The sequence below is a fragment of the Herbidospora daliensis genome (assembly GCF_001570585.1).
Taxonomy (GTDB): domain Bacteria; phylum Actinomycetota; class Actinomycetes; order Streptosporangiales; family Streptosporangiaceae; genus Herbidospora; species Herbidospora daliensis.
Window position 1 is genome coordinate 57,879 of record NZ_BBXF01000001.1, and the last position, 25,618, is coordinate 83,496.

Here is a 25,618-nt window from a genome sequence, read left to right on the forward strand (position 1 = left end):
AGCCGGTTTCAGGCGTCGAGCTTGGCCAGGATCTCGTCGGAGACGTCGGCGTTGGCGTAGACGTTCTGCACGTCGTCGCTGTCTTCGAGCGCGTCGATCAGCTTGAAGACCTTGCGGGCCGTGTCTTCGTCGACCGGGACGTTGATCGACGGCAGGAAGCTGCTGTCGGCCGAGTCGTAGTCGATGCCGGCGTCCTGGAGGGCCTTGCGGACCGGCACGAGGTCGCTGGCCTCGGTCACGATCTCGAACGACTCGCCCAGGTCGTTGACCTCTTCGGCGCCCGCTTCGAGCACCACTTCGAGGACCTGGTCTTCGGTGAGCTCGACGCGGCCGGCCTTGGTCTCCGACACCAGCTTGGGCACCAGGATGACGCCCTTGCGGTTGAACATGTAGGAGACCGAGTTGGGGTCGGCCAGCGAGCCGCCGTTGCGGGTCAGCGCGACCCGGACCTCGGACGCCGCGCGGTTGCGGTTGTCGGTGAGGCACTCGATGAGCATGGCGACGCCGCTGGGGCCGTAGCCCTCGTACATGATCGTCTGCCAGTCGGCGCCGCCGGCTTCGAGGCCGCCGCCGCGCTTGCGGGCGCGCTCGATGTTGTCGACCGGCACCGAGCTCTTGCGCGCCTTGGTGATGGCGTCGTAGAGGGTCGGGTTGCCTTCAGGATCGGGGCCACCGGTCCTGGCCGCCACTTCGATGTTCTTGATGAGCTTGGCGAACAGCTTCCCGCGCTTGGCGTCGAGCGCGGCCTTCTTGTGCTTCGTCGTCGCCCATTTGGAGTGGCCGGACATCGGCTAGAGCTCCCTTACCATCTCAACGAAATACGAATGGACCCGCGCGTCGCCGGTCAGTTCCGGGTGGAACGAGGTGGCGAGCAAGGGGCCCTGGCGGACCGCGACGATCCTATCCCCGGCGCGGGCCAGCACTTCGACATCGTTTCCGACGGACTCGACCCAGGGCGCCCGGATGAAGATCGCCCGGAAGCCCTGAATCCCCGGGAGGTCCAGATCGTACTCGAAGGAGTCGACCTGGCGCCCGAAGGCGTTGCGGCGCACGACCATGTCGAGGCCGCCGAGGGTCTGCTGGCCCTCGATGCCGCCCTCGATGCGGTCGGCCAGCATGATCATGCCGGCGCAGGAGCCGTAGGCGGGCATGCCCGCCTTGACCCGCTGCTGGATGGGGTCGAACATCTCGAACGCCACCGCGAGCTTCCACATCGTGGTCGACTCGCCGCCCGGGATGACCAGGGCGTCGACCTGGTCGAGCTCCTCGGGGCGGCGGACCGCCACCGCGACGGCGCCCGACTCCACCAAGGCGCGGGCGTGCTCGCGGACGTCGCCCTGGAGCGCGAGCACGCCGATCGTGGGTGTGCTCACCAGCCGCGCTCGGCCAGGCGGTGGGGCACCGGGATGTCGTCGACGTTGATGCCGACCATGGCCTCGCCGAGGCCGCGCGAGACCTTGGCGATCACGTCGGGGTCGTCGAAGAACGTGGTGGCCTTGACGATCGCGGCGGCCCGCTGGGCGGGGTTGCCCGACTTGAAGATGCCGGAGCCGACGAACACGCCTTCGGCGCCGAGCTGCATCATCATCGCGGCGTCGGCCGGGGTGGCGATGCCGCCCGCGGTGAACAGCACGACCGGCAGCTTGCCCTCGCGGGCGACCTCGGCGACCAGCTCGTAGGGGGCCTGCAGCTCCTTGGCGGCGACGTAGAGCTCGTCTTCCGGAAGGGACGAGAGGCGCTTGAGCTCGGCGCGGATGGTGCGCATGTGGGTGACGGCGTTGGAGACGTCGCCGGTGCCGGCCTCGCCCTTGGAGCGGATCATGGCCGCGCCCTCGGTGATGCGGCGCAGGGCCTCGCCCAGGTTGGTGGCGCCGCACACGAAGGGCACCGTGAAGCGCCACTTGTCGATGTGGTTGGCGTAGTCGGCCGGGGTGAGCACCTCCGACTCGTCGACGTAGTCGACGCCGAGCGACTGCAGGACCTGGGCCTCGGCGAAGTGGCCGATGCGGGCCTTGGCCATGACCGGGATCGAGACGGCGGCGATGATGCCGTCGATCATGTCGGGGTCGCTCATGCGCGACACGCCGCCCTGCGCGCGGATGTCGGCGGGCACCCGCTCCAGGGCCATGACCGCGACCGCGCCGGCGTCTTCGGCGATCTTGGCCTGGTCGGGCGTGACGACGTCCATGATCACGCCGCCCTTGAGCATCTCGGCCATGCCGCGCTTCACGCGCGCGGTGCCGACGGACGGGGTCGTTTCGGGGCTGGACACGGCGCTACCTCACTCGAGGGGACAAGGTGAATTGGTTCTATATTAGGCGCCCGAGCGAACCAAAACGACAGTCCATTTCGTACCGAAAGACTGGCGGAACCGGACAGTCCGGCTACGGCGCGATCGGCGTCCGGGAGGCGAGCACGACCCAGACCTGGCCTCGGGCGAACGGCATCGGGGTGCCGTCGGCCAGCGTGAACGTGGTGCCGTCCTCCTCAGTCGGCCGCTTCCACCTGACCTTGTACGCCTGCCCGTCGCGCAGCACGACGCCGGTGCCCCTGCCGGTCGAGTGGACCAGCGGCGTGTAGCTGCCGGTGAAGTCGTGGAACTGCGACCGCTCGGTCTTGGTGTACTGCACGACCACGGTGGCGGGGGCGATCTGGCCGCCCTCGGCGGCCATGTCCTTCTCGCCGTCCTGGATGACGGCCCACTTCTTCGTGCCCGCGTTCCACTGGAAGGTGAAGGTCGCGGCGGGGTACTTCACCGTGTACGACCGCCTCGGCGTGCCGCCTTCGGGCGCCTCGTCGGAGAAGGTGAACCCGATGTCCTTGGCCTTGGTCGCCTTGGCCTGCTTCAGCAGCTGGGCGGGCCGGCCGACCAGGTTGTAGGGGGCGACCCGGCCCGGGTAGCGGAAGTAGGCGCCGGGGGCCGAGCTGTCCGACACGTCGACCAGCGACGCCTGCTGCACGAACGGGATCATCTTGGTCTGCACGCCCGAGTAGGCCAGGGCGGGCTTGCCGAACATCGGCAGGATGTGCAGGTCGGAGATGCGGGCCGAGCGGACCGGGCCGACCTCCTTGGGCAGCTTCGAGGAGAAGATCGCCATCAGCCGGGTCAGGCCGCCCTCGACCTGCTCGACGTAGACGATGTCGGCCGACTTCACGCCGATCTGCGGCTTGCCCGAGTGGGTGTTCTCGATCTTGACGGCCAGGACCGGCTTGCGGGCGGCGACCGGCATGCCGGTGAACGGGTGCTCCGGGGGCTTGGTCGGCGAGGGCGACGCGGCGGCGCCGGCGGCCTGCGGCGTCGTGCCGGGGTTGCCGCTCTCGCCCCCCGAGGAGCACGCGGTCAGCAGGGTCGCCGCCGCGAGCATGAGAACGCCCAACCGATGTGCCCGCACGGACAACTCCTCCCGAGTCCCGAAAAATCCGCGCCAGCTTACCGGCGTCAGCTGGTAATTCGGTCAGAGTCCGTCAAGTCGGTCAGGCGCCCGCCATGGCCTTCGGGGGGTCGTCGTCGATGTCGAAGAACTCGGGGTAGGGCGTGTGCCCCGCCAGCCGCAGGATCCGGGCCAGGAAACGGCGCTGGGCGACCCGGGTGACGTCGACGGCGTTGTTGTAGAACCGCCGCGAGTAGACGACCTTGGCGACCGAGGCGTCGAGCTCGGCCAGCAGCTCGGGGGCCTGCACCTTCTCGGCGAAGGTCTCCTGGTCGACGACCGCCCGCAGGGTGCGCGACAGGTCGCTCTCGGCGTGCTCGCGCTCGTCGGGCCCGGCGGTGCGGGCCTCGTGCGCCGCCGCCGCCAGCACCAGGGAGGTGGCCGGGTCGAGCAGCCGCGAGCCGGCCAGCTCCAGGCTCACCGCGGCCCGCCGCAGGAGGGCGGCGTCGAGGGCGGCGTGGGCGGTCTCCAGCCGGATGTGCAGGCGGTCGAGCCGCCCGGCCCGCCAGGAGATGTAGACGGCCGTCAGCACGATCACCACGCCGACGACCAGGATGACCGTGGTGTTCACTACTCGTCCTCCACGCCGACCGGGGCGCCGGTGACGGTCTCGTAGACCCGCAGGACGTCGCGGGCGACGGTCGACCAGTCGTATTTGCGGACCGCGAGGCGGGCCTCGTCGGAGTATTTGGCCCGGCGCTGCGGGTCGTCGAGCAGCGCGGCGGCCTCACGCGCCAGCGCGGCGGCGTCGCCGGTGGCGAACAGGGCCCCGGCCTGGCCGTCGCCCAGCACCTTGCGGAAGGCCGGGATGTCGCTGGCCAGGATGGTCGCGCCCGCCGACATGGCCTCGGTCAGCACGATGCCGAAGCTCTCGCCGCCCAGGTTGGGGGCGACGAAGACGTCGACGGAGTGGAGGGCGCGGATCTTGTCGGCCTCGCTGACCATGCCGAGCAGCTCGACGCGGTCGTGCAGGTTCTTCGGCAGCTTGGCGTAGACGTCGTCGGCGTCGCCGGGCCCGGCGACCAGCAGGCGCACCCCCGGCCGCTCCCCCGCCAGCTTCGCGAACGCCTCCAGCAGCACGGCCAGGCCCTTGCGGGGTTCGTCCATCCGCCCCAGGAAGCCGAGCACGGTCCCGTCGGGGCCCCAGCCCGGCAGGGGCTCGGCCTCGGCGTAGCGGTCGACGGTGACCCCGTTGGGGATCAGCACGGCGTCGCCGCCCATGTGCTCGACCAGGGTCTTGCGGGCGGCGTCGGAGACGGCGATCCGGCCGGTGATCTTCTCCAGGGCGGTGTGGAGCACGGGCGCGGTCACCGACACGGCCCGCGAACGCTCGTAGGAGGCGTGGAAGGTCGCCACGATCGGCCCGCGCGCCACCCAGCAGGCCAGCAGCCCCACCGACGGCACGGCCGGCTCGTGGACGTGGAGCACGTCGAAGCGGCCCTCGCGGATCCACTTGCGGACCCGGTTGGCCGACAGGAACCCGAAGGTCAGCCGGGCCACCGACCCGTTGTAGGGCACCGGGACGGCCCGCCCGGCCGACACCACGTAGGCCGGGAGCGGCGCGTCGTCGCCGGCGGGCGCCATGACCGAGACCCGGTGCCCGTCGTCGATCAGCGCCTCGGCCAGGTCGCGCACGTGGGCCTGGACACCGCCCGGGACGTCCCACATGTACGGGCAGACGATCCCGATCCTCACGGCCGGGGCTCCCGGGGCTCCAGGTCGTCGAGCCACAACCGCTGGAGCATGTGCCAGTCGTCAGGGTGTTCCGCGATGCCCTTCTCGAAGGCCGCCGCCATGCCCTGCGTGAGCGCGGCCGCCTTCTCCTGCCGGGTCCCCTCGGCCGGCACGGGCACTTCCGGATGGACGTCTAAACCCCAGTCGGCGCCGTCGAAGTAGACGATCACCGGCAGCAGCGCCGCCCCGGTCTGGAGCGCCAGCAGGGCGGGCCCGGCGGCCATGCGGGTGCGGGCGCCGAAGAAGTCGACCTCGACCCCGCTCTCGGTCAGGTCGCGATCGGCCGGCAGGCAGACCACGCCCCCGGCGCGGGTGCGCTGGGCCAGCGTGCCGAAGGCGTGGGCGGTGCCGCCCCCCTTGGCGGTCAGCGGCAGCACCTCCATCCCGATGGCGGTCCGGAAGGCGACGAACTTCTCGAAGAGCGACTCGGGCTTGAGGCGCTCCATCACGGTCGTGAACGGGTGGCCGCTCTGCACCAGCCAGACCCCGGCGGCGTCCCAGTTGCCCATGTGGGGCAGCGCGATCACGACCCCGCGCCCGGAGGCGACGGTGTCGAAGATCAGGTGCTCGTCGTGGGAGTGGGTGCGGGCGTGGATCTGCTTCGGATCCATGTCGGGCAGCCGGAAGATCTCCATCCAGTAGCGCATGTAGGACCGCAGGCCCCTCTTGGACAGCGCGCGGAGCGAGGCCTGGTCGCCGCCGGTCACCCGGGCCAGGTTGGACTCCAGGCGCTTCACCGACTTGCCCTGACGCCACCACATGACGTCGGCGATGCGCCGGAACACGAAGGCGGCCGCCTTCTCCGGGACGAACCGGACGATGGCCCAGCCGGCCGTGTAGGCCGACGCGACGATCCGGTCAGTGAGCGTCATGGTCCACCGCCTGCTTGTAGACGACGTGCATGCGCTGCCCCACAGTGATCACGCTGGCGACGGCCAGCCCCCAAAGACCCACAGCCAGAACGTACGGCACGCCCAATCCGTCGAGGAAGGCCACCACGAGCACGACGAGCAATCGCTCTCCGCGTTCGGCGATGCCGACGTTGGCGGTCATGCCGAGACCCTCGGCCCGCGCCTTGGCGTAGGAGACGACCGCGCCGCCGACCAGGCAGAGCAGGCCGCCCAGGGCCAGCACCCGCTGGCCGTCGAGGACCAGGTAGATGATCAGGCCGGAGAAGACGCCCGCGTCGGCGACCCGGTCGAGGGTCGAGTCGAGGAAGGCGCCCCAGGTCGAGCCCTTGGTCATCCGGGCCAGGATGCCGTCGAGCAGGTCGGCGAGCACGAAGAAGGTGATCACGAGGCTGCCCGCGACGAGCTGCCCATGTGGGTAGAACCACAGGGACGAGGCGACCGTGCCGAGCGTGCCGGCCGCGGTGATCATGTTGGGAGTGACGCCATGGCGCGCGAGGAACCGGCCCAAGGGGCTCATGAGCCTGGTCATGGCGGGACGCAGAACGTTCAGCATGGCGGTCCGATCGTAGGGCATGCACCACCGCGCACATTCCCTGTCCAGGTCTTGTGATCTGGACCACAACGGTTAAGGGTGGGTTACACGCGCCTTTCCGATCGGGGTGCGGGGCGCGTCACAGCAGGCGGCCGGGCGGCCGCCGGTCGTTCACGCGGCCTGCGGCCTCCCCTCCAATCCAGGAGGCGAAAGTGGCGGAGAAGGCTAACGGAGGGACATCGGGAGCCGCGGGCAGGGCACCATCGGCCGACCAGCCGGACATGGTGCGCAACGTCGTGCTCGTCGGCCACTCCGGATCGGGGAAGACGACCTTGGTGGAGGCGCTGCTCGCGGCGACCGGCACCATCCCGCGCACGGGCCGGGTCGAAGACGGCACCACCATCAGCGACTTCGACGAGGTCGAGGTCCGCCAGCAGCGGTCGGTGAACCTGGCCCTCGCGCCGCTGACGTACAACGGGATAAAGATCAACCTGCTCGACACGCCCGGGTACGCCGACTTCGTCGGGGACCTGCGGGCCGGCCTGCGGGCCGCCGACGCGGCGCTGTTCGTGGTCGCCGCCACCGACGGGGTCGACGGGCTGACCCGGCAGATCTGGGACGAGTGCGCGAGCGTGGGCATGCCGCGCGCGGTCGTCATCACCAAGATCGACCACCAGCGGGCCGACTTCGACGAGGTCCTCACCGCCTGCCAGGACGCCTTCGGCGAGGGGGTCGCGCCGCTCTACCTGCCGGTGGGCGGCGACGCGCTCGTGGGCCTGCTGTCGCAGCGCGTGTTCGACTACTCCGGCGGGTCGCGTACCGAAAGAGAGCCCGACGCCGACCAGGTCGAGCTGATCGAGATGTACCGCGGGTCGCTCATCGAGGGGATCATCCAGGAGAGCGAGGACGAATCGCTCATGGACCGCTACCTCGAAGGCGAGGAGATCGACACCAAGGTCCTCATCGACGACCTGGAGAAGGCGGTCGCGCGGGCCAGTTTCCACCCGGTGCTGGTGAGCGCGCCGGGCGTGGGCATGCCCGAGCTGCTCGAAGTGATCACCCAGGGGTTCCCGTGCCCGCCCGAGCACCGGCTGCCCGACGTCACGACCATAGACGGCAAGAGCGTCAGGGTCTGCCGGTGCGACCCCGACGGGCCGCTGGTGGCCGAGGTGGTCAAGACGACCAGCGACCCCTACGTGGGCCGCATCAGCCTGGTCCGCGTCTTCTCGGGCACCCTGCGGCCCGACATGACCGTGCACGTCTCCGGGCACGTGCCCCAGCACGAGCACGACGTCGACGAGCGCGTCGGCGCGTTGTCCTCGCCGCTCGGCAAGACCCAGCGCCCGGTGGGCAAATGCGTGGCCGGCGACGTGGTCGCGGTGGCCAAGCTCGGCCACGCCGAGACCGGCGACACCCTGTCGGAGAAGGAGAACCCGCTGGTCATGGAGCCGTGGCAGATGCCCGAGCCGCTGCTCCCCGTCGCGATCAGGGCCAAGTCGAAGGCCGACGAGGACAAGCTCTCCCAGGCGCTGAACCGCCTGGTGGCCGAAGACCCGACGCTGCGCCTGGAGAACAACGCCGAGACCCGGCAGCTGGTGCTGTGGTGCATGGGCGAGGCCCACGCCGACGTGCTGCTCGACCGGCTCTCGCGCCGCCACGGCGTCGAGGTGGAGAAGATCGACCTGCGGGTGCCGCTGCGCGAGACCTTCGGCGGCAAGGCGCAGGGCATGGGCCGCAACGTCAAGCAGACCGGCGGCCACGGCCAGTACGCCATCTGCCACCTGGAGATCGAGCCGCTGCCCTCGGGGTCGGGGTTCGAGTTCGTCGACAAGATCGTCGGCGGCGTGGTGCCGCGCCAGTTCATCCCGTCGGTCGAGAAGGGCGTGCGCAGCCAGATGGAGCGCGGCGTGGTGGCCGGCTACCCGATGGTCGACATAAGGGTCACGCTCTACGACGGCAAGGCCCACTCGGTCGACTCCAGCGACATGGCGTTCCAGATCGCGGGCGGGCTGGCCCTGCGCGAGGCCGCCGCGAAGGTCCCGGCGCTGCTGCTCGAACCGGTCGACGAGGTGTCGGTCCTCGTCGACGACGACTACGTCGGCAACGTCATGAGCGACCTGTCGTCGCGGCGCGGACGGGTGCTGGGCACCGAGCCCGTGGGGGTCGGCCGGACGCTGGTCCGGGCCGAGGTGCCGGAACTGGAAATCACCCGATACGCAATAGATCTACGGTCGATGTCACACGGAACCGGAACGTTCACCCGCGCTTTCCTGCGTTATGAACCATTGCCGTCGCACCTCGCCGGAAAGGTCGCGACCCCCGCTGATTAGCGGGTTCCCGGCGCCGTTCGTTTCACCTGAACGGCGCCGGGGCATTTCCTCGCGCGTTGTGTGGAGTCACATCCGCCTCGTATGACGAATTTCGCTATACGGGCGAAGCATTGCCAATGCGATGCCAGACTGTGACAGCCATCGCGTTCGGGGAGGGCAAGTGAAACGACAGTTGATCGCCGGCGTCGCCGTGGCCGCGACCGCTTCCGCGGGGGCCTACCTGCTCGTCCCGGAGGCGTCCAGCCCCGGATTGGAGCGTGCCAGCTACGTGACCACCGCGGCCAAGAAGGACGTCTGCCCGGCGGCCAAGCGCCAGATGCGCGGCATGTGGATCGCGACGACGCAGAACATCGACTGGCCGTCGAAGGCCGGCCTGTCGCCCGCCACGCAGCGGGCCGAATACGTCAAGATGCTCGACACCGCCGCCGCGCGCGGCATCAACGCGGTGTTCGTGCAGGTCAGACCGGCTTCCGACGCCATCTACAAGTCGTCGCTGGAGCCCTGGTCGCAGTACCTGACCGGCAAGGCGGGCAAGAACCCGGGCTGGGACCCGCTGCCGTTCCTGATCAGCGAGGCCCACAAGCGGGGCATGGAGTTCCACGCCTGGTTCAACCCCTACCGGGCCGCCTACAGCGACAACGTCGCGGCGCTGCCCGCGAACCACCCGGCCCGGCAGCACCCCGGCTGGGTGGTCAAGCACGAGGGGCGCCTCTACTACAACCCGGGGCTTCCGTCGGTCCGTGACCACGTCACCAAGGTGATCATGGACGTGGTCAACCGCTACGACATCGACGGCGTGCACTTCGACGACTACTTCTACCCCTATCCGGGCCAGGGCACGAAGTTCAACGACACCGCCGCCTACGACAAGTACGGCGCGGGCAAGTCGCTGGCCAACTGGCGGCGGGCCAACGTCAACCAGCTCGTGGCGCAGGTCGACAAGGCCGTCCACCGGGCCAAGCCCTACCTGAAGTTCGGCATCAGCCCGTTCGGGATCTGGCGCAACAAGAGCAACGACCCGACCGGCTCCAAGACCACCGGCATGTCGGCGTACGACGCGATCTACGCCGACCCGAAGGCGTGGATCAAGGCGGGCACGGTCGACTACCTGACCCCGCAGCTCTACTGGAACCGGGGCTTCGCGGCGGCCGACTACGACGTGCTGGCGCCCTGGTGGGCGAACGCGGTCAAGGGCAGCGGCGTCGACCTCTACATCGGCCAGGGGCTCTACCAGATCGGCACCGGCGGGGCCTGGAACCGGCCCAACGAGATCCCGTCGCACCTGGCGGTCAACAAGCGCTATCCCGAGATCGAGGGCGACGTCTACTTCAGCGCCAAGCAGGTCGTGCAGAACCCGCTGAAGGTGATGACCCGGATCAAGGAGCAGTACTACCAGCGCCCGGCGCTGCTGCCGCTGATCAAGGGCCTGCCCACCAAGCCGCTCGGCCCGGTCAAGAACCTGCGCAACGCGGGCGGCACGCTGACCTGGACGGGCGTGCCGGGGGCCCGCGCCTACGCGGTCTACCGGGGCACGGGCAACTCGTGCGAGCTGGTCGCGGTCACGACGCGCTCCTCGTTCCAGACCCGGGCCAACGGCGCCTACCAGGTCACCTCGCTCGACCGCCTCTACAACGAGAGCACCCCTGTAGCAGCACGCGTGGGGTGACAAGCGAGTCGCGGACGGCCGAAGGCCGGCCGTGACTCGCGCCCGGAATCTGCCTCCATAGAAGTTGCAAGTTTTTGCTCAGTTATTGCGTCCGATGATCCGATCCTGTCAGGATGAGGGCACCCCCCTCACCGGGTAGCGTCCGCCCGGTGCCTGCCAGAAAGGATCATCGGACGTGGCTGTCTCGCGCCGTAGTTTCCTCGCCTCGGCCATCTCGGCGTCCGCCATCGCGGCGACCTCGACCCATCTGACCAGCGGCCCGGCGTACGCGGCCAGTCCACCCGGCGACGTGGTGGGCAAGATCACCGTCGGCTACCAGGGCTGGTTCGCCTGCCGGGGCGACGGCTCGCCGATCGACCGGTGGTGGCACTGGAGCGGCCACGACAACACCGTCCCGCCCTCGCCGTCGAACACCACGATCGTGTCGTGGCCGGACAACCGCGACTACACGCGCACCTACCCGACGCTCTACCAGAACCTGAACAACGGCCAGACGGCCAACCTGTTCTCCTCCTGGGACCAGCAGACGGTCGACACCCACTTCCGCTGGATGCGCGACAACGGCTGCGACACCGCCGCCCTGCAGCGCTTCAACCCCAACGGCGCCGAGGGCCCGATCCGCGACGGCATGACCGCCAAGGTGCGCCAGGCCGCCGAGGCCTTCGGCCGCAAGTTCTACATCATGTACGACGTCACCGACTGGCTCGCCTTCCAATCGGAGATCAAGACCGACTGGACGAGCAAGATGTCGGCGTACACCCAGAGCCCGATGTACGCCCGCCAGAACGGCAAGCCCGTCGTGTGCATCTGGGGTTTCGGCTTCAGCGAGCCCAGCCGGCCGTTCACCCCGGCGCCCTGCCTCGAAGTGATCAACTGGTTCAAGGCGCAGGGCTGCTACGTCATCGGCGGCGTGCCCACCTGGTGGCGGCAGGGCATCAACGACTCGCGTCCCGGCTTCGAGAACGTCTACCGGGCGTTCAACATGATCTCCCCGTGGATGGTCGGCCGGGCCCGGACCATCGCGGAGCTCGACAGCTACTACGCCAACGCCACCCTCGGCGACGTCGCCGAGTGCAACGCCCTGGGCATCGACTACCAGCCGTGCGTGATGCCCGGCGATCTCCAGTCGCGGGCCCGCGTCCACGGCGACTTCATGTGGCGCATGTTCTACAACACCATCCGCGCGGGCTCCCACGGCATCTACATCTCGATGTTCGACGAGTACAACGAGGGCAACCAGATCGCCAAGACCGCCGAGACGCAGGCGTGGGTGCCCGCGGGTTCGGGCATCCTGGCGCTCGACGAGGACGGCACGTTCTGCTCCTCCGACTACTACCTGCGCATCACCGCCGACGGCGGGCGCATGCTGAAGGGCCAGATCGCGCTGACGGCGACCCGGCCGACCCAGCCGACGACCGGCGGCCCGCCGCCCGGCGGCGACACGAACCTCGCGCTGAACAAGGCGGCCAGCGCCAGCAGCACCAACAACGGCTTCGTGCCCGCCAACGCCGTCGACGGGAACGCCGCCACCTACTGGGAGAGCTCCGGCGCGCTGCCGCAGTGGTTCCAGGTCGACCTGGGAGCCGCGTCGGTCCTGGGCCGGGCCGTGCTCAAGCTGCCGCCGAACGCGGCGTGGGGCTCACGGGTGCAGACGCTCACCCTCGCGGTGAGCGCCAACGGCAGCTCGTGGACGACGGTCACCGGCCCGATCGGCGTCACCTTCAACGCCGCGACCGGCAACCAGGCGACCATCACCATCCCGGCGCTGAGCGCCCGCTACGTGCGGGTGACGATCAGCGCCAACACCGGCTGGCCCGCCGCGCAGTTGTCGGAGCTGGAGGTCTACGCGACCGGCGCGGTGGAGAACACGCCCCCCACCGCCCCGGGCAACCTGACCGTCACCGGCAAGACCACCACCAGCGTGTCGCTCTCGTGGACGGCCTCGACCGACGACGTCGCGGTCACCGGCTACCAGGTGCTGCAGAACGGCGAGCCCGTGGCCTCGCCTACCGGGCTGACCCACACGGTCACCGGCCTGGCCCCGAACACCGCCTACACGTTCACGGTCCGGGCCCGCGACGGGCAGAACTCCCTGTCGCAGCCCTCGAACGCGGTGACCGCGACGACCGACCCGGCCGCGAACGTGAACCTGGCGGCCGGGAAGGCGACCGCCGAGAGCGGCCACGTGCAGAACTACGGGTCGGGCAACATCGTCGACGGCAACGCGGGCTCCTACTGGGAGTCGCCGAACAACGCGTTCCCGCAGTGGGTCCAGGTCGACCTCGGGGCGGCCACGTCGGTCTCCCGGGTGGTGCTGAAGCTGCCGCCGGCCTCGGCGTGGCAGACCCGGACCCAGACCATCGAGGTCCAGGGCAGCGTCAACGGCTCGACCTTCTCGACGCTGTCGGCGGCGTCGGGGCGCACCTTCAACCCCGCCACCGGCAACACCGTGACGGTCTCCTTCACCGCCTCGTCGCAGCGGTACGTGCGGCTGCGGTTCACCGGGAACACCGGCTGGCCGGCCGGGCAACTCTCGGAACTGGAGGTCTACGCCTCCTGACGGTCAGGCGAAGAGCGTGCGGCCCCAGTAGTCGCCCGCGTCGGCGACGCCGGGCGGGCAGGCGAACAGGCCGCTCGACACGTGCCTGATGTACTCGTTCAGCGGGTCCGACTTGGCCAGGGTCTCCTGGATCGGCACGAACTGGGTGCGCGGGTCGCGCTGGTAGGCGATGAAGAACAAGCCGGCGTCGAGGCGGCCCAGGCCGTCGGAGCCGTCGACGAAGTTGTAGCCGCGCCGCAGCAGGTGGGCGTTGCCGTGGGCGGAGGGGTGGGCCAGGCGGACGTGCGCGTCGGGACGCATGGCCGCCAGGTCGACCGGGTCGAACTCGTGCCGCTTGCCCGCCGGGGCGCCCTCGCCCTTGTCCCGGCCGAAGATCTCCTCCTGTTCGCGCAGCGAGGTGCGGTCCCAGGTCTCGACGGTCATCCGGATCTTGCGGGTGACCAGGTAGCTGCCGCCGGCCATCCAGGCCGCGCCGTCGTCGGGGTGGGCCCAGAGCTGGTCGCGCAGCAGGTCGGCGTCCTCCAGCTTGAGGTTGTTGGTGCCGTCCTTGAAGCCCATCAGGTTGCGGGCGGTCGCCTGGGTGCGGGAGGTCGAGGAGGTGCGGCCGAAGCCGAGTTGCGAGTAGCGCACCGAGACCCGGCCGAAGCCGATCCGGGCCAGGTTGCGGATGGCGTGCACGGCCACCTGCGGGTCGTGGGCGCACGCCTGGACGCAGATGTCGCCGCCCGAGATCTCCGGGATCAGCGTCTCGCCGGAGAACTTGGGCAGGTCGGCGAGCGGGGCCGGGCGTCTGGCGGCCAGGCCGAAGCGGTCGTCGAACAACGACGGGCCGAAGCCGATCGTCAGGGTCAGGCCCGAGGGCGGCAGGCCGAGCGCCTCGCCGGTGTCGTCGGGCGCGGCCTCGCGGGAGCCGCCGGTCGCGCCGAACGCGCCCGCCTCCTTGCCCTGGGTGAGGCGGGCGGCGGCGGCCGTCCACTCCTGGAGCAGTTCGGCCAGTTCGGCGCGGTCGGTCGTGGTGACGTCGAAGGCGACGAAGTGGAGCCGGTCCTGCGCGGGGGTGACGATGCCCGACTGGTGCTCGCCGTAGAAGGGGAAGACCTCCTCGACGTGCGCCTTGGCCGGGGGCTCCTCGGGGAGGGCGCGGGCGGCGAGGGCCCCCGCGCCCGCCGCCACGGCCCCGGCCGCGCCCAGTCCGAAGACCTGCCGACGACTGATCATCTAGTGGGCCACCAGGGGCGCGATCTTGCTGATCGGCTCGGCCAGCGCGTTGATCACGTCGGAGAGCCGCTTGAGCTCGTCCTTGGACAGCTCGTCGTGCAGCCGCCAGCCGTCGCCCTTCTGGTGGGCGCCCAGCTCGGTCTCGGCGGCGGCGAACTTCTCGTCGAGCGTCGCGACCAGGGCGGCGTCGCGCTCCTCCAGCACCGGGCGCAGCGACTGGACCGCCGCCTTCGACCCGGCCAGGTTGGCGGCGAAGTCCCACAGGTCGGTGTGGGACCAGATGTCCTCCTCACCGGTGATCTTGCCGGTGGCGACCTCGTCGAGCAGCTCCTTGGCGCCGTTGGCGAGGTTGAGCGGGGTCAGCTCGGCCGCGTTGGACTTCTCGACGATGGTCTTCACGTCGGTGATCAGCTTGTCGGCGATCGGGCCGTCGGCGCTGATGTCCTTGGTGATCCAGAGGTCTTTCTCGATCTTGTGGAAGCCGGTCCACTCCTCGCCCTCGGCGAGGTCGGCCTCGCGGGCGTCGATGGCCGGGTCGAGGTCGCCGAAGATCTCGGCGACCGGCTCGATGCGCTCCCAGTAGGTGCGCGCGACCGGGAACAGCGCCTTCGCCTCGTCGATCTTTCCCGCCTTGACGGCGTCGACGAACTCCTGCGTCTTGACCAGCAGGGTGTCGCTCTGGGTCTTCACGTAGCGCTTGTAGCTCGCGGTCGCCTCGGCGAGCGCGGCGTCGGCGGTCAGCGGCTTGTGCTCGCCGGCGACGGTCAGCGCGTTGCGGATGCCCTTGCCGACCATGCCGGGCTTGCAGGCGGTCTCGTACGTGCCGGCGGGCAGTTCGGCGATCAGCTCGCGGGTCAGGCCGGGCACGATGTTCTCGACCTCGGCCATGACGCGGTCGCCGGGGGCGTAGACGTAGAACTCGGTGACCTTGCTGCCGGCGTTGGTGATGGCGAACGTGCTGGTGCCCGCGGCGAGCTCCGTGACGCCGACCTCGCAGGCGGTGTCGCTGGCGGCGACCGTGACCTTGCCCGGCGCGGACGCCGCGGCGTCGCCGCCCGGCGCTGCGGTCTCGGCCGAGCAGGCGGCCAGGGCCGTGAGGGCGAGCGCGCCGAGGGCGAGACGGGTGATGGCGGACATGGTGCTCCTGTTCAGGCCACGCGGGCGGGGGCGAGCTGCGGCCGGGACGGCCGGAGGAAGAAGAAGAGGGTCGGCAGCAGGTAGACCAGCCACGCGAGGGTCTCCAGGACGCTCGGCTGCGGGGTGATGTTGAGCATCCCGGCGAGCAGCGCGCCGTACCAGGAGTCGGGCGGCAGCGCGCTCGTCACGTCGAAGGCGTAGGAGCTCAGGCCGGGCAGGATGTTCGCCTCCTGCAGGTCGTGGACGCCGTACTTGAAGATCCCCGCGGCGACCAGGATCAGCAGCAGGCCGGTCCAGGTGAAGAACGTCGTCAGGTTGATCCGCACGGCCGACTTGTAGAGGGCGTAGCCGAGCACGACCGAGGTGAGCAGGCCCAGCGTGATGCCGATCAGCGGCTGCGCCGAGGCGGTCGCGCCCTGGACGGAGGCGAAGAACAACAACGCCGTCTCCAGCCCCTCACGGGCCACGGCCAGGAACGCCATGACGACGACGGCCAGGGAGCCCAGCTCCAGCGCCTCCGACAACTTGCCGCGCAGCTCGCCGGAGAGCATGCGGGCGGCCCGGCGCATCCAGAAGATCATCCAGGTGACGAAGACGACGGCCAGCAGCGAGGTGACCGCGTCGAAGAGCTCCTGGCCGGTGTGGCCGAGGTGGGCGGCGGTGAAGGTCAGCACCGCGCCGAAGCCGACCGACAGGGCCACGGCCGCGAAGACGCCGGCCCAGACGTGCGGCAACCGGTCGGTGCGGTCGCTCTTGACCAGGAAGGCGACCAGCACGGAGACGACGAGGGTCGCCTCCAGTCCCTCACGCAGGCCGATCAGATAACTCGCGAACACATGCCACTCCCACCGCTCAGCTACACGCGGTAGAAGTTAACATAGGCTCACCTAACCAAGCCAGCCGGCCGCCTGTTCCAGCAGTTCCCGCAGGTCCTCGACGGCCTCGCCGGTCCACACGACCGTGCCGGCGGCCACCAGAATCGGCAGCAGAGCCGGCAGCGCAGACGTCCGCCGCTCCGGCGCCAGCAGCGCCGCGACCCGCCGGGGCACCGCCCCCGCCGCCGCGTGCAGCACGCTCGGCACCCGTCCCAGCCCGGGGCGGCCCGCCGCCAGCAGCGCCGCCTGGCCGACCGCCCGCGCCACCAGCCGCCGGTCGCCCACCTCGGCCGCCGCGCGCTCGTCGGCCGCCCGTTCCACCAGGAAGCCGACCTGCGCGCTCACCCAGCGCAGCGCCGGATGGGCGGCCCCGGCCAGCTCCGCGAGCCGCACCAGGCGGTGGTGCGCGCCGTCGAGGTGGGCCCGTTCGTGCGCGAGCAGGGCGGTGTACTGCCGGTCGGTCAGCGCCGCGCGCATGCCGCTGGTGACCACCACCCAGCCCGGCCGTCCGGGCACCGCGAAGGCCGTCACGGCGTCGTCGTCGACGAGCAGGACGTCGCCGTCGGGACGTGGGAACAGCCGGCCCGCGCGCAGGTCGCGGCGGTGCCGCCGGTGCGTCCAGGCCATCGAGGCGGCGGCCGCGGCCAGCAGCGGCACGCAGAGCCACGGCACCCACGGCACCCCGGCGACGTCGGCCGCGACGACGCGGTCGGACCAGCCCATCAGGTGCGCCACGGCCGGGACCTCGGCGACGGCGTGCAGGACGAACACCAGCAGGTTCGCGATCCCGGCCACCGCGACCACGATCGCCGACCAGGCCAGCACCCGCGCGGCCAGCGCCGGGGCGAGCCGCCCCGCGACCAGCGCGGCGACGAGCACGGCCAGCGGCGGCACGACCACCACCGAGACCACGAAGTGATCGAACATTCCCGCACCTCCCGGCCCTCAGCCTCCCACTTGATCCGGAAAGTCCCGATATAGGGTGGTGCTCCGATGAACACGGACCCGAGTGACGCCCGCCGCCCGCCCGGCGGCCTCGAAGCGGCGATCCTGACGGCCCTGCGCGAGGCGGGCCGGTCGCTCACCCCGGGCCAGGTCAGGGATCTGGTCGCCCCCGACGGCGATCTGTCGTACAGCGCCGTGGTCACCACGCTCACCCGGCTGCACAGGAAGCAGGCGGTCACCCGGCGGCGCGAGGGCCGCTCCCACCGCTACGGCGCCCTGGTCGACCCGGCCGACCTGGTGGCCCAGCGCATGACCGCCCTGCTCCAGGGCGAATCGGACCGCTCGGGCGTGCTCCGCAGGTTCGTCGGCGACCTGGCCGTCGAAGACGAGGAACTCCTGCGCCGCCTCCTGGACGAGAACCCGCCGGGCGGCTGATCCCGGCACGTCATGGTGGACGCCGGCCTCCCGGCTGCTCAGCCGCCTGCGGCCTGCCACAGGTTCGCCGCCCGCTCCATCCGCTCGACGAAGCCCTCCTCCGTGAGGGTGGCGTCGTCCAGGACGAAGTCGAGGAACACCTCGTCGATCCCGGCGTCCCGGAACGCCGCCAGGTCACCCTCGATCTGCTCCCACGTGCCCTGGAAGGGCCGCCGCCGGGTCGCGGTGAAACGCACGTTGGCCCGCACCACCACCTCCGGCTCCGGCCGCCCCGCCTTCGCGGCCGCCGCGAACAGGGTCTCCCGCAGGGACAGCAGCATCTCCAGCGGCAACCCGCCCGGCAGCCACCCGTCGGCCACCCGGCCGGCCCGTTCGACGGCGCGGGGGGCGTACACCCCCAGATAGATGGGTGGGGAGGAGGCCGGCGTCGGCTCGAAGGCCGTCTCGGGAACCGTGAAGAACTCCCCCGTGTACGCCGTCCTCCCGACGCTCCACAATCCCCGGAGCACCGCGACGAACTCCTCGCCGCGCCGCCCCTGGCCGACCGGGGTGTTCCCGGCCGCCTCGATCTCGTCGAGCGACCAGCCCTGGCCCAGGCCCGCCCGCATCCGGCCGCCGCTCAGCGCGTCGAGCGTGGCCAGCTGCTTGGCCAGCACGACGGGGTTGTGCAGCAGCATGCACAGGACGCTCGTGCCGAGCGTGATCCGGGAGGTGACGGCGGCGGCGAACGCCAGCGTCGCGAGCGGGTCGTAGGCGATCTTCATGCTCTCCGGGAGGCCGCCGTCACGCGTCCCGGGATAGCGGCTGCGCGGCTTGACCGGGTCGAGCAGCCGTTCGCCCACCCACAACGAGTGGTAGCCGAGCGCCTCGGCGCTCCGGGCGACCGACGAGATGAAGCCGGGTGAGGCGAGGTGGCCGATGGACGGCAGGCCGAGTCCGAGTCGCATACCGAGAACCTTCCACGATCACCCGCCGTTGACGCTGGACGCGGCGCACGCCGACCCCCTACGGTGCCGTGTGCCTGGTGGCGTCGACAGAGGGGGACACCGTGCGGCGGTGGGCTGCGGGGATGGTCACGGCCATGCTGGTCGCGATCGTGTGGGGGGCGCCGGCGGCGGCCCGCGCCGAGGGCCCCGGGCAGGTGGCGCTCATCGGGGTGCCCGGCCTGATGTGGACCGACGTCACCGAGAGTGACACCCCCAACCTGTGGCGGCTGGCCGGCGAGAGCGCCGTCGGGTCGTTGTCGGTCAAGGCGGTCGGCACCATCACCTGCCCCTACGACGGATGGCTGACGGTGTCGGCCGGGGTCCGGTCGGCCGTGGGCCAGCGCTGCGGGCTGCCGCCCGCGCCGGTCGAGGGCACCACCCGGCTGCACGAGTTCGGCTGGTTCGCCTCGGTCGCCGGCGTGCCCACCGCGGGCTCGGTCGGCCGGTTGACCGGCACGATGGCGGTCGGCCCCGGCGGGGTGCTGGCGCTGTCGGACGCCCAGGGCGCGGTCGGCCGCTACCACGCCACGGTCGAGGAGGTCGCCGACTGGTCGGCGCCGGTGATCGCGGTCGACGTCGACACGCTGATCAAGCCCTACATCGCCGCCGACGGCAAGGTCTCGCGGGAGCCCGAGCCGCTCGCCGCGGCCGACCGGGCGGCGGCGGTCCGGCAGGCCGACGCCCAGGTGGGCGCGGTGCTGGCCCAGCTGCCCGCCACGGCGACCGTGCTGGTCGCGGGGCTGGCCGACCACGGCTCGGTCCCCCACCTGCGGGTGGCGATGATGCGGGCGCCCGGCACGACCGGCACCAGCCTGCTCGGGTCGGGCTCGACCCACCGCGACGACATGATCATCCTGCCCGACCTGACGGCGACGCTGTTCGGCGCGGTCGGCCAGGAGGCCGCCATCCCGCCGACCGTCATCGGCCAGCCGCTGAAGGCGGGCGACCCGATCCCGCTCGACGAGGCGGTCGACCGGCTCAGGAACGCCGACACCGCCGGGCAGACCATCCGCAACATGGGCGGGATCTTCTTCACCACGCTGGCCGTGCTCCAGGTGCTCTTCTACGGCGCGGCGTTCCTGCTGCTGCGCCGGCGCTCGGCGCTGGGCCTGGTCAGGGTGGCCGCCGTGGCGCTGGCGTCGATCCCGGTGTCGACCTACCTGGTCAACCTCACGCCGTGGGAGACCGGCCCCGCGCCGACGCTGACCCTGGTCGGCGGGCTGCTCGCCTGCGACGTCGTGCTGACCGTGCTCGCCCTGCGGGCGGCCCGGCTCACCCGGCCGGAGAACATCCTCGCGCCGCTCATCGTCGTCGCGGGCGTCACCGCCGCCGTCCTGCTCGGCGACCTTCTTTCCGGTACGCACCTGCAGCTCAACAGCGTCATGGGCTACACCGGCGTGGTCGGGGCCCGCTACTACGGCCTGGGCAACATCCCGTTCGCGCTGCTGGCCACGGCGGTGCTGCTGGTCGCCACGGCCGTCGCCGACACGCTGGTCCGGCACGGCCGCCGACCCCTCGCGGTCGGCCTGATCGCCGGGCTGGGGGTGTTCGCGATGATCCTCGGCGGCTGGCCCGGCGTCGGCAGCGACTTCGGCGGCGTCATCGCGTTCGTGCCCGGCATCGCGGTCGCCGCGCTCATCGTCGCCGGGCGCAGGGTGTCGATCTGGAAACTCGGCCTGTTCTGCGTCGCCGGCGGCGTGACCGTGCTGGCCATCGCCTACCTCGACTACCGGCGTCCGCCCGGCTCGCGCACCCACCTCGGGCGGTTCGTCGGGCAGATCTTCGACGGCACGTTCTGGCCGGTCATCGCGCGCAAGCTCGACGCCATGCTGGGCACCCTGCTCAGCCCCAACCTGATGCCCGTCGTCATCGCCGCCGTGGCGTTCCTGGTGTTCGCCGTGCTGCGGCCGGGCGCGGCGACGGCCGGGGTGCTGCCGGTGGCGTTCGAACGCGCGCCCATGCTGAAGGCGGGCCTGCTCGGCGCGCTGGTCAGCGGCGGCGTCGGCATGCTGGTGAACGACTCGGGCGCGGCCGTGTTGTCGATGGCGCTGGCGCTGGCGGTGCCGCTGGTGCTGAGCGCCGGGATCAGGGCCATCCAGCTCGACGGGCCCTCACCCGGCGATGGCGGCCGCACGCAGGGCGCGGTAAAGCAGACGCGCGTCGCCTAGCCGGTGGCGCAGCAGCTTCTCCAGCCCGCCGATCGGCACCAGGTTCTGCGGCGCCCTCGGGTCTTTGTAGTCGACCCCCGCCATCGGCGGCAGCGCCAGCGTGACCCGGTCGGCGAGCTCGGCGGCGTCCTCGGCCGACAGGTCGGCGCCCGCTTCGCAGCGCGCGATCCCGGCCCACGGGGCCGTCGAGATCGTGGGCAGCCGCAGATACCAGGCGTAGCGGCTCCAGTTCGTGCCCATGAAGAAGACCGGGGTGCGCTGCCCCGGCTTCAGCTCCGACACCACGGCCGACTGGGCCGGCGGCAGATACGACGTGTGGTGCGTCTTCACGTAGCCGACCGCGTTGGGCAGATGGGTGCGCCCCCGCAGCGGCCCGTCGACGACCAGCAGCTCCTCGTGCCCCGACTGCGCGCGGTACTTCAGGGCCAGGTCGACTTCGAGCTCGGTCAGTTTCTGCTGGAGCGCCAGTGACCCGTCGTCGTCGCCGGTCACCTCATAAGAGGTGTACGTCACCGGCCCGGCGACCAGGTCGGCCACCCCCTTGGCCGGGCTGAACACCCCCCTCTTCACCTCGACCGCGACGGGCTCGGCCCCCTCGCCGCACCGGACGATCCCGGCCGCGTAGGAGGCCGCGATGCCCGGCGCGGGGAAGCCGCCCTCGGGGTCGTCGACCCAGACCCGGGCGTCGATCCGCCGCACGCCGTCGGCGATCAGCAGCGTCTCGGGCGCCTTCGCCGTCGAGCCGGGCGTGATCGGCCGCCACTGGAGGACGGGGATCTCGACGTCGAGCGTGAGGGCGGCGCTGCTGCCCTCCATCTCGGCCTCGAAGGCCAGGCTCGCGCCGTAGCCGGGGTCCCAGGGATCGACGCTGAACCCGGGCGCGTGGTACGTGGTGGTCACCGAACCACCTTTCTGACGTGGGAGCCGGAGGCGTCGCGGGAGACCTCGAACCGGACCGGAACCCGGTCGGCCAGGGCCGGAACGTGGGTGACGACGCCGATCATGCGTTCATGGCCGGAGGCCAGCTTCTCGAGGGTCGCGGCCACGGTGTCGAGCGTGGCCGGGTCGAGGGTGCCGAAGCCCTCGTCCAGGAAGATCGAGTCGAGGCTCCGGGCGGCGGCCGCCGCGAGCCCCGCGACCTGGTCGGACAGCGCCAGCGCCAGCGCCAGGGAGGCCTGGAAGGTCTCCCCGCCCGACAGGGTCCGGGCGCTGCGCCGCAATCCGGCCTCGGCGTAGTCGACGACCTCGATGTCGCCCCGGGCGCCGAGCACGAGCTCGTATTGACCGTCGGACAGATCCTTGAGCGTCTCGGACGCCGCCGCGACCAGCAGTTCGAGCGCCTCGGCGCAGAGCCACCGCTCGAACTGGTTGGCCCGCAGCAGCAGCGCCAGCTCATGGGCGACCCTGGCCTCCCCCTCATGCGCGGCGACGCGCTTGGCCAGATCGGCGGCGCGCTCCCGCGCCTCCCTGACCCGGGCGAGCCTCTCGTCGGCCTGCGCAGCGGCACGGGCGACCTGCTCGGCGATCCGATCGCCGGCGTTGACCACGACGCCGTGCTCCTGGACCCGCTCGGCCAGGGCACGACGGGCCTCCTGGGCGTTGCCTCTGGCCTGGTCGAACCGGGCTTCGGCCGCCTCGGCCTCCTTCTTGCGGAGGGCTGCGGCGTCATCACGCCAGGCCAGCAGGGTGGTCCAGGCGGCGTGGACGTCACCGGGGTCGAGCGGCGGCGGGCCGAACTGGGCGACGGTGTCACGGGCGGCGTTCAGATCGCGCCACGCCTGCTCGGCCTTGCGCCGGGCCTCGTCGACCGCGCGCGCTGTCTGAGTGGCGTGACGCCGGGCCTCGCGGGCGTCACGGCGGATGTTCCCGACTTTTCCGGCGGCCTGGTCGATCGCGGCGAGAAGCTTCTCGATCGCGGCGACCCGGTCGGGGTCGGGCGGGAGGGTCGTGGCCAGCTCTTTCGCGCGAGCGGTGAGGAGCTCGGCCTTGGCCGCGAGGCCGTCGTGACGGGTGCGGGCCTGCTGCCCCTTCTCCCGGATCGCCGCCAACCGACGCTCGGCCGCGGCAAGCTCCTCAGCCGGGGAGATGCCGTGGCTGACCCCGGAACGCTGACCAGCAGACGGTGCATGCGCATCGGACCCGCGTGAGCCATCCCCGCCCCGCCGGCCGGCAGACAGAGCCTGCGCGTCGGACATGTCAGAGCCGTCGGCCGACCGATCGGCGCGCGGGTTGGAGCTGTGCGGCGCGGGATCGTCGAGACGCGCGCTGACCCCATGAGCGCTCCTCGCACGCGCGGGCACGTCGTTCGGGCTGCTGGGAAGGGCCGTGATGAGCTGGTGGCAGACGGGGCAAGGTTCGCCTGGTTTGAGGGTGCGGGCCAGGTCGGCGGCCGTGTGGGCGATCCTGGTCTTCGTGAGGTGGCGGTCGGCCTCCTCGTAGTCGCGGAAGGCCGCTGCCAGGGATTCGGCGGCCTCGGCCAGCTGCCTGGTGACCGTGTCGGCCTCGGCGCGGGCCGCTTCGGCTTCCGTTGTGCGGCGGGTGCGGTCGGCGAGGTCGGCGAGCTCCTGCCGGAGGGCGGTCTGGTCGCCCAGGGCCTCCAGGTCGGTTTCGGCCTGTTCTTCCCGTGCGTCGAGGCGGGACTGCTCGCGGGCCGCCGTCTCGGCGCGGTCGGCGGCGTGGCGGGCCGATTCGGCCAGGCCGGGCACCTCTCCGGGCAGCGTGAGGGCGCCCAGCTGGGCGAGCGCGCGGAGCACCGTCACCCGTTCGGCGTCGGCCGCCTTGGCCGCCTCGTCGAGGACCCGCAGTTCCTCCAGGTCGGCGCCGACGCGCTCGGACAGCGCCCGGAGAGCGGTCGCGCGGTCGCGGGCCGCTTCCTCTGCCTGCTCGTCGGCGTCGTGCAGGCGGGCGAGCTCGCCTTTCGCGAACTCGGCGGCCTGGCTCTGTTTGCTCTCCTCGGCGACGGCGGCCTTGCGGACCTGCTCGTAGACGTCGGCGTCAAGGAGCTGCACGAGCAGGTCTTGACGGTCGCTCGGGGTGGCGTGCAGGAACTCGGCGAAGCGGCCCTGGGGCAGCACCACGCACTGGGTGAAGAACTTGTATTCGAGGCCGGTGACCTGGGCGACCTCAGCGGCGACCTGTTCGCCTTCGGCCACCGGCCGGGAGGTGGCGGTCAGCTCGATCAGGTCGGCGTCGGCGGGGATCGACGGGTCGAGCAGGTCGAGCCGGGCCTCCTTGGTGCGGACCGTCCCCTTGGCGTCGCGCAGCAGGGTGCGGACCGCGGCGTAGCGACGGCCGGAGACCTCGAAGACCAGGGCGACCTTGCCGGCGGCGGCCGAGGGGGCCAGCGCGTAGGCGACGACGTTCTCCTTGCCCCACCGTGGCACGCTGCCGTAGAGCGCGAAGCAGATGGCGTCGATGACGGTGCTCTTGCCCGCGCCGGTCGCGCCGACCAGCGCGAAGTAGTCGACCTCGGCGAAGTCGACGTCGGTGGCGGCCCGGAAGCTGCCGAAGTTCTCCATGTGCAGCCGGATGGGACGCATCAGCCGGTCACCTCGTCGTGGAGGCGGTCGAAGAGGGCGCCGAGGGCCTCGACGTCCTTGCCCGACGCCGTCAGGTATTCGCGGACCAGGTCGCGGGGGCCCCTGCCCGCGCCGGTCGCCTGGCGTTTGCGGACGCTCGCCGGGCGGAAGTCGGGATGCAGGTCGACCTGGAGGGCGCCCGGGAGGAGTTCTCTGACCGTGTCGGCCAGGCCCGCCCTGGGCTTCTCCGCCACGACCACGCGGAGCCAGGCGTCGCCGAGGTCGGCGGCCATCGCCTCCAGGCGGTCGAGGCTGCCGGTGACGGTGGTCAGGGTCTTCGGCTTCTCCAGGGCGACCTCGCGCACCTTCGCCGGGACGCCTGGTTCGACCTCGACGATCAGGACGCCGGGCTGGTTCTTCTCCTCGCCGAAGTCGACGGCGATGGGTGAGCCGCTGTACCAGATCGGGCACGGCCCCGGCATCTGCTGACGCCGGTGGAGGTGGCCGAGGGCGGCGTACTGGGCGGTGGGCGGGAACGCGGTCGACTCGAAGTAGTAGGAGAAGATCGTCTGAGCTTGGCGTTCGCCGCCGCCCATCTTGCCGCCGGGGAGGGTGCCGTGGGTGGTCACCAGGTTGATCGTGTCGCCGGTGAAGCCGGAGGTGAGCGCCTCGGCGAGGCGGCCGAAGCGGTCGGCGTAGCTGCGGTTGTGCTCGGCGGTGGTCTCGGTGATCAGTTCGGCGGCGCGGACGACGTGGCGGTGGGACAGGAACGGGAGCACGGCGCACTTCACCGGTTCGCCGGTCCGGGCGGTGAACTCGATCAGGCCGCCCTGGTCGGGGCGGCGGAACAGGCCCGACACGTGGATGCCCAGCGCGCCCAGGACCGGGCGGTAGACCTCCAGGAGCTGCGCGTTGTCGTGGTTCCCGGCCAGCACGACCACCTCGCGGCCGCCCTCGCGGAGCTGCATCAGCGCGTTGACGACCAGGCCCTGCGACTCGGGCGTGGGGGCCGAGGTGTCGAACAGGTCGCCGGCGACCAGCACCAGGTCGACGTCTTCGCGGCGGGCCACCCCGACCAGTTCCCAGAGCACCGCGCGGTGCTCGTCGTGGCGGCCCCGGCCCTTGAGGACCTTGCCGACGTGCCAGTCGGCCGTGTGCAGGATCTTCATCGC

General features: G+C 71.5%; 21 protein-coding genes. 5 read left to right on the plus strand and 16 right to left on the minus strand.

Annotated features, from left to right (window positions below; genetic code table 11):
* Positions 1-8 precede the first annotated feature (8 nt).
* From AW274_RS00260 to pgsA, 8 genes are all read right to left on the minus strand, one after another.
* Positions 9-788: a YebC/PmpR family DNA-binding transcriptional regulator gene (locus AW274_RS00260; RefSeq protein ID WP_062428236.1), complete on the minus strand. Its 780-nt coding sequence runs from the start codon at positions 786-788 to the stop codon at positions 9-11.
* Between the two features lie 3 nt (positions 789-791).
* Positions 792-1,376 carry a pyridoxal 5'-phosphate synthase glutaminase subunit PdxT gene (gene pdxT, locus AW274_RS00265; RefSeq protein WP_062339891.1) on the minus strand — a complete coding sequence of 195 codons (585 nt, stop codon included), beginning with the start codon at positions 1,374-1,376 and terminating at the stop codon, positions 792-794.
* Positions 1,370-2,272 (minus strand): pyridoxal 5'-phosphate synthase lyase subunit PdxS, encoded by a 903-nt coding sequence (pdxS, locus tag AW274_RS00270; protein ID WP_062428237.1) that lies wholly within the window; start codon positions 2,270-2,272, stop codon positions 1,370-1,372. The genes pdxT and pdxS overlap by 7 nt, the downstream gene beginning before the upstream one ends.
* A 112-nt stretch (positions 2,273-2,384) precedes the next feature.
* Positions 2,385-3,392, minus strand: a complete 1,008-nt coding sequence (locus AW274_RS00275) for a DUF3048 domain-containing protein (protein ID WP_062428238.1) — start codon at positions 3,390-3,392, stop codon at positions 2,385-2,387.
* Positions 3,393-3,474: 82 nt separating this feature from the next.
* Positions 3,475-4,002: a LemA family protein gene (locus tag AW274_RS00280; RefSeq protein ID WP_062428239.1), complete on the minus strand. Its 528-nt coding sequence runs from the start codon at positions 4,000-4,002 to the stop codon at positions 3,475-3,477.
* Positions 4,002-5,126, minus strand: a complete 1,125-nt coding sequence (locus tag AW274_RS00285) for a glycosyltransferase family 4 protein (protein WP_062428240.1) — start codon at positions 5,124-5,126, stop codon at positions 4,002-4,004. The genes AW274_RS00280 and AW274_RS00285 overlap by 1 nt, the downstream gene beginning before the upstream one ends.
* Positions 5,123-6,037, minus strand: coding sequence for a phosphatidylinositol mannoside acyltransferase (locus tag AW274_RS00290; protein WP_062428241.1), 915 nt, complete (start codon positions 6,035-6,037; stop codon positions 5,123-5,125). Before AW274_RS00290 ends, AW274_RS00285 begins: the two co-directional genes overlap by 4 nt.
* Positions 6,024-6,629: a phosphatidylinositol phosphate synthase gene (gene pgsA, locus AW274_RS00295; protein ID WP_062430048.1), complete on the minus strand. Its 606-nt coding sequence runs from the start codon at positions 6,627-6,629 to the stop codon at positions 6,024-6,026. The genes AW274_RS00290 and pgsA overlap by 14 nt, the downstream gene beginning before the upstream one ends.
* Before the next feature lie 191 nt (positions 6,630-6,820).
* Between pgsA and AW274_RS00300 the strand changes: the two genes are divergently transcribed.
* From AW274_RS00300 to AW274_RS00310, 3 genes are all read left to right on the plus strand, one after another.
* On the plus strand, positions 6,821-8,938 hold the full coding sequence (locus AW274_RS00300; protein WP_062428242.1) for an elongation factor G-like protein EF-G2: 2,118 nt from the start codon (positions 6,821-6,823) through the stop codon (positions 8,936-8,938).
* A 160-nt stretch (positions 8,939-9,098) separates the two neighbouring features.
* Positions 9,099-10,604, plus strand: a complete 1,506-nt coding sequence (locus AW274_RS00305; RefSeq protein WP_232319913.1) for a glycoside hydrolase family 10-like protein — start codon at positions 9,099-9,101, stop codon at positions 10,602-10,604.
* A 175-nt stretch (positions 10,605-10,779) separates the two neighbouring features.
* Positions 10,780-13,164, plus strand: coding sequence for a galactose-binding domain-containing protein (locus tag AW274_RS00310; RefSeq protein WP_062428243.1), 2,385 nt, complete (start codon positions 10,780-10,782; stop codon positions 13,162-13,164).
* 3 nt (positions 13,165-13,167) lie between these two features.
* Here AW274_RS00310 and efeB read toward each other — a convergent pair whose 3' ends face one another.
* From efeB to AW274_RS00330, 4 genes are read right to left on the minus strand one after another with little or no spacing between them, the layout of a single operon-like run.
* Positions 13,168-14,382, minus strand: coding sequence for an iron uptake transporter deferrochelatase/peroxidase subunit (gene efeB / locus AW274_RS00315; protein ID WP_062428244.1), 1,215 nt, complete (start codon positions 14,380-14,382; stop codon positions 13,168-13,170).
* Positions 14,383-15,519 carry an iron uptake system protein EfeO gene (efeO, locus tag AW274_RS00320; protein WP_062428245.1) on the minus strand — a complete coding sequence of 379 codons (1,137 nt, stop codon included), beginning with the start codon at positions 15,517-15,519 and terminating at the stop codon, positions 14,383-14,385.
* Positions 15,520-15,530: 11 nt separating this feature from the next.
* Complete coding sequence (gene efeU / locus AW274_RS00325) at positions 15,531-16,355, minus strand: iron uptake transporter permease EfeU (protein WP_062428246.1); 825 nt, start codon at positions 16,353-16,355, stop codon at positions 15,531-15,533.
* Between the two features lie 51 nt (positions 16,356-16,406).
* On the minus strand, positions 16,407-17,321 hold the full coding sequence (locus AW274_RS00330) for a M48 family metalloprotease (protein WP_062428247.1): 915 nt from the start codon (positions 17,319-17,321) through the stop codon (positions 16,407-16,409).
* A gap of 66 nt (positions 17,322-17,387) precedes the next feature.
* On the opposite strand from AW274_RS00330, the gene AW274_RS00335 reads away from it, so the two are divergent.
* Positions 17,388-17,774, plus strand: coding sequence for a BlaI/MecI/CopY family transcriptional regulator (locus tag AW274_RS00335; RefSeq protein WP_062428248.1), 387 nt, complete (start codon positions 17,388-17,390; stop codon positions 17,772-17,774).
* Positions 17,775-17,812: 38 nt separating this feature from the next.
* Here the strand turns inward: AW274_RS00335 and AW274_RS00340 are convergent, their stop codons facing one another.
* Positions 17,813-18,721: a TIGR03619 family F420-dependent LLM class oxidoreductase gene (locus AW274_RS00340; RefSeq protein WP_062428249.1), complete on the minus strand. Its 909-nt coding sequence runs from the start codon at positions 18,719-18,721 to the stop codon at positions 17,813-17,815.
* Positions 18,722-18,822: 101 nt separating this feature from the next.
* On the opposite strand from AW274_RS00340, the gene AW274_RS00345 reads away from it, so the two are divergent.
* Positions 18,823-20,928 (plus strand): hypothetical protein, encoded by a 2,106-nt coding sequence (locus AW274_RS00345; RefSeq protein WP_157519687.1) that lies wholly within the window; start codon positions 18,823-18,825, stop codon positions 20,926-20,928.
* Here the strand turns inward: AW274_RS00345 and AW274_RS00350 are convergent.
* The 3 genes from AW274_RS00350 to AW274_RS00360 are packed head-to-tail and all read right to left on the minus strand — an operon-like array spanning position 20,872 to position 25,615.
* Positions 20,872-21,828 carry a hypothetical protein gene (locus AW274_RS00350; protein WP_062428251.1) on the minus strand — a complete coding sequence of 319 codons (957 nt, stop codon included), beginning with the start codon at positions 21,826-21,828 and terminating at the stop codon, positions 20,872-20,874. The genes AW274_RS00345 and AW274_RS00350 overlap by 57 nt on opposite strands.
* Positions 21,825-24,467, minus strand: a complete 2,643-nt coding sequence (locus tag AW274_RS00355) for an AAA family ATPase (protein ID WP_062428252.1) — start codon at positions 24,465-24,467, stop codon at positions 21,825-21,827. Before AW274_RS00355 ends, AW274_RS00350 begins: the two co-directional genes overlap by 4 nt.
* Positions 24,467-25,615, minus strand: coding sequence for a metallophosphoesterase family protein (locus AW274_RS00360; protein ID WP_062428253.1), 1,149 nt, complete (start codon positions 25,613-25,615; stop codon positions 24,467-24,469). The genes AW274_RS00355 and AW274_RS00360 overlap by 1 nt, the downstream gene beginning before the upstream one ends.
* Positions 25,616-25,618 lie beyond the last annotated feature (3 nt).